Below are 4343 nucleotides of genomic sequence, written 5' to 3' on the forward strand. Positions count from 1 at the left end.
ACTCGCACAACCGGTCGTCATCGTGGTGCCGTGATCAAACGCAGAGCCGCTGAACTTGGCGTTTATCGTTGTGACCGGCGTGCTTGCCATACTGGAGCCCGTCCCCACGTGGCAACTCACACAATCCAGACCACCCAGCGCTACGTGTGAGTCAGATGGACCAACGAGTGAAGGCAACATGGTGGGCATGGAGTACTTCGCCGCATTTGCGGCGCTGTGACACTGCGCGCAGTTGGTGTCTGTCGTCGATGGGCCATTAGCATGAATTGCGGTGATTGTCGGCATCACCGAGAAATCAGTACCTATATGGCACGTACCACAGGCTGCTGCGGTAGGAATATGGTTGCCAGGCTTGATGATGTTGTTCGGATCAAAAGAATATCCGGCGTGGCACTGAGCACAATCGCCACTATTTATTCCGGGATGCGACGGATCTGCCACATTGAATTGACCAGGCGCATTTTGCGGACGCGTCTGGAAGCCCAAATTACCGTTTATCGCGTAATTTGGCATATCTACACCCAACCAAACGGCATTAGCTTCATGACACGAAGCGCAATTACCGGTTGACCCACCGTGAATCATGGCTGCTGTCGGCGCAGGCAACTGGAAACCCGTTCCTGGACCCGTTGTTTTAAGGGCCATAGGCGACATCGTTCCAGAAGGTGTACTACTTAAATGGCAACTTTCGCATTTGGTTGTTGTTGGCAAATGTGAATTGGGGCCAGGACTGCTGCTGGAGGGCATCACTACGATGCTGCTCACACCATAAAAACTACTGGAAACAACATTGGGTCCATGACATGCTTCGCATCCAGAAACTATGTTTTTGTGGCTCATCAGCCCTCCACCAAACGATGTGAACCCGTTTGTCTTAGATGCTTGATGGCAGGTATCGCAGCCGACTGCGGCCGCATTGGGCAAGTGCCCGCTGGGCATTCCCTTGGCACGCAAGTTGTCATGGCAAGAAGCGCAGGCAAAGGTTCCCGTGTTGAGAATTGTGTGATCGAACTTGATCGCAGGCATAAAACCGGTGGTGTTATGGCAAGCGCCACAACTCAAATTGGTAGGAATGTGAGAGACCGGCTTACCCTTTACCGTATCAAAATTGCCGTTATGGCAACTCAGGCAAGTCGCTTCCTGCACATTCACATGGCTAAAAACAACGCCTGCAAAGCTCGTAGAAGATGCGGCATGGCAGGTATCGCAAGCAGCTGTACCCGGAATGTGATTGACTGGCTTGGCAATCGCTCCACGCGGGTTGTTTTGAACGTGGCAGGTTGCGCAATCCTTTGGCGTGCCTTTGAAGACGCCGTTGATGTGGCAAGTCTCGCAACGGATGAACTCGTGCGGACCACTGAGAACAAAACCGGTGCTCAGGTGATCAAACGTTGTACCTGGCTGCTGCGCTTGCGCCAGATTAACAGCACTTAGTTGGAGCAGAGCAAAAGCCAACAATGCAAACAAAGTTCGCATTGCAGCAAACAACTTATTACCTGATTGACACACACTGTCCAAAGCGTCTCTGCCTTGTGGCCACGAAACGCAGCCGTTACTGGCAGTCGCTTTGTTCTTCATCAACTACTCCATTCATTCCTGTGGGGTTTTGATGTCGTGCATCAAGCTATCTGATTAAAAAGATTTGTAAAGCAGTTTATCCTCATAAATGAGAATGATTTTCAAAAAAAAGAACCGCGGTCGCCGTTGTTTGTATCCAATTGTTTCCACAATTGAACATCTCATCTCCTAGGTTCAAAGATGATCTGAATTAACTTTACAGACGTAAAGACTCAAAAACCAAGCTCCAACAGGCAGAATTCGGGATTTTTACCCGTTATGTCGTGTTACAGGTATTTTGATATCGCCCTCGCCTGTTGCAGGTGAGCTTGATCCATCCGGGTTGATGTGCGCGGGTTGTTTGACCAGCAATATCTCAGTTTCCTGAAAATTCGGGGGGTGCTTGCCAAGGGACTCGTGCAAGTGTGTATCTATAAATTGCATCGACAGCATGGAACTGTGCCCAAAATCACTGTCATGACCCCGTTTGTGTCTGAGCTTCCAACCAAGTCCCATGGCGATGCCCGTCCAGAATACAAACAAGCACAAAAACCACAGAACAGAGAAGGTAATGACCAGATCGAAACCTTCATGACGAGGTCCAAGGCTGAAGTGCCCCGTCAACCACATGCCGCAAGCAGCCAGCAGGGTAGCTCCCAACGCGGATGATTTTTTGCTGTTTTTAACATTAATGCCACCGCTGTAGACCAAGGCAAACCCCACCATCGCAATGACCGAGGCCAAGCCGAAACCCAAAATACAGATGTTCAATATTTTCAACGCGCTCATATTTGCTCTTTGTTCATTTTCATCATTAGAACAATAATATCTTCACTTCATGACTTGCGTCAGAGCGCCCAAGCAAATCACACAATCGTTTAATGTGCGTGCGCCAAGCTACTCACCGTGGTCACTAGCGCAATGCCTGCCAGTAGCCAAGCAATCTGCGAAGCAGTTTCAGGCGCCGACAAACGTTTTTGCAACTGCGGAATCAAGTCCGCCAAGGCGACATACATGAAACTACTGCTGGCCACCACCAGAAAATAGGGCAAAAAGTCTTGTAATTGGTCCACCAGCCAATACCCTACCAAGCCGCCCAGAGTGGTAACGGCGCCAGCCAGCGTAACTTTTAGTAAAGCAGCCCGCTTGTTGCTGGTACTGGCTCTCAACACCATTAAATCGCCCATGTGGTGCGGTACTTCGTGCGCCAACACAGCCAACGAGGCAATCACACCCAGGCGCAGATCGGCCACAAATGCGGAAGCGATCAGCACACCATCGCCAAAGCAATGGACGCTGTCGCCGGTCAACACGGCCCAGGTGCCGGCTTGGTGGGTGTGCGCATGGGCGTGATCAGGATGATTGTCATGCGCTGGCAACGCTTCATGTTGATGGTGATGCTCGTGCCCGTGGTGCCACAACTCGGCTTTGTCCAGCAGAAAGAAAAATACCAGCCCTACCAGCAGCGTCATGAATAAATCATCCGCACTGGCCTGGCTCTCGAACGCTTCGGGCAGCAAGTGCATGAAGGCCGTGGCCAGCAGTGCACCAGCCGCCAGACTCAGCATGTGCTGGGTGTAGCGCGCCAACACGCCAAAGCCCAGCAGCGCGGCCAGCCACACGCTACCAATACCGGCGGCTAAGGTGCCCATCACAATTGCTATTAAAGTCATAGCTGGTTACGCATATTCGACGGGGGCTAGACCCCTATTTTATTAAAAAATCCGCCCCATGGCGGCTTGAGTTGATTTTAGGCGATCGCTCTTCTAAGCTACGCCATGGGCCTTGAACCAAGCCAGGCAACGCTGCCAGCCATCTTCAGCCGGGCCTTGACGGAAACTGGGTCGGTAATCGGCATGAAAAGCATGCGGGGTGTCAGGGTACACCACAAACTGGGCCGCTTTTGAAGCTGCCGTGCCGGTGGCCAATACCGCTTTCATCTTGTCAAGAGTATCAAGCGGGATGCCGCTGTCGCTACCGCCATACAAGCCAAGCACCGGGGCGCGCATCGAGGCGGCCAGATCGATGGGGTTTTTAGGCGTGAGGGCGGTGTTGGCGCCCACCACACGGCCATACCAGGCAACGCCGACCTTGACCGGGCCTTGTGCCGCATACAACCAGGTGATGCGCCCACCCCAGCAGAAGCCTGTAATCGCTACTTTGGCCAGGTCGCCACCATGGGCACCAGCCCATTTGACGGCACCATCCAAATCGGCCATCACTTGCGCATCGGGCACTTTGGAGACGACCTCCGCCATCAACTTGGCCATTTCGGCGTATTGGCTCGGGTCCCCCTGACGCGCATACAACTCGGGGGCGATGGCCAGGTAGCCCGCCTTGGCAAAGCGCAGGCAAGTGTCGGCAATGTACTCATGAACCCCAAATATCTCCTGCACCACCAGCACGACCGGTAAGTTGGACTTGCCTGCCGGAGCGGCAAAGAAAGCGGGCACTTTGAAGCCATTGACCTCATAGCTGATCTCGCCGGTTTGGAGTCCTTCCGAAGAAGTTTTGATCGCAGTTTGCGCCATCAGGGGCGCAGCGGCCGCAGCGTAACCCACGCCCAAGGCGACTTTCAGGGCGGTGCGGCGATTGGCGCCCTGCTCTGTGGTCTCACCGGGCAACAGGGCATTGAATTCGGTCTTGAAGTCTTCACGTAGCATCAAAAATCTCCTTGGGTGGCTTTTGTACAGCCCAGCAGTCTAGGCATAACTGAGAGCAAGGGCGCTGTAAAAGGTTTATCTGTCAATGTGCCTTGTCCCAATTGGGGCCCACGCCGACTTCGG

Annotated in this window: 3 protein-coding genes and 1 pseudogene; all 4 read right to left on the reverse strand. The window is 53.1% G+C overall.

The window, feature by feature from the left end; all coding sequences use genetic code 11:
* Nucleotides 1-1578: pseudogene (locus tag WCG50_RS17685) on the reverse strand (hypothetical protein); the annotation flags it as partial.
* Between the two features lie 249 nt (nt 1579-1827).
* Nucleotides 1828-2346 carry a hypothetical protein gene (locus WCG50_RS17690; protein ID WP_336900913.1) on the reverse strand — a complete coding sequence of 173 codons (519 nt, stop codon included), beginning with the start codon at nt 2344-2346 and terminating at the stop codon, nt 1828-1830.
* A gap of 89 nt (nt 2347-2435) precedes the next feature.
* Complete coding sequence (locus tag WCG50_RS17695) at nt 2436-3230, reverse strand: ZIP family metal transporter (protein WP_336900914.1); 795 nt, start codon at nt 3228-3230, stop codon at nt 2436-2438.
* 93 nt (nt 3231-3323) lie between these two features.
* Nucleotides 3324-4220: a dienelactone hydrolase family protein gene (locus WCG50_RS17700; RefSeq protein WP_336900915.1), complete on the reverse strand. Its 897-nt coding sequence runs from the start codon at nt 4218-4220 to the stop codon at nt 3324-3326.
* Nucleotides 4221-4343: the final 123 nt, after the last annotated feature.

The sequence above is a fragment of the Rhodoferax sp. genome, assembly GCF_037143375.1.
In the GTDB taxonomy this organism is placed as follows: domain Bacteria; phylum Pseudomonadota; class Gammaproteobacteria; order Burkholderiales; family Burkholderiaceae_C; genus Rhodoferax.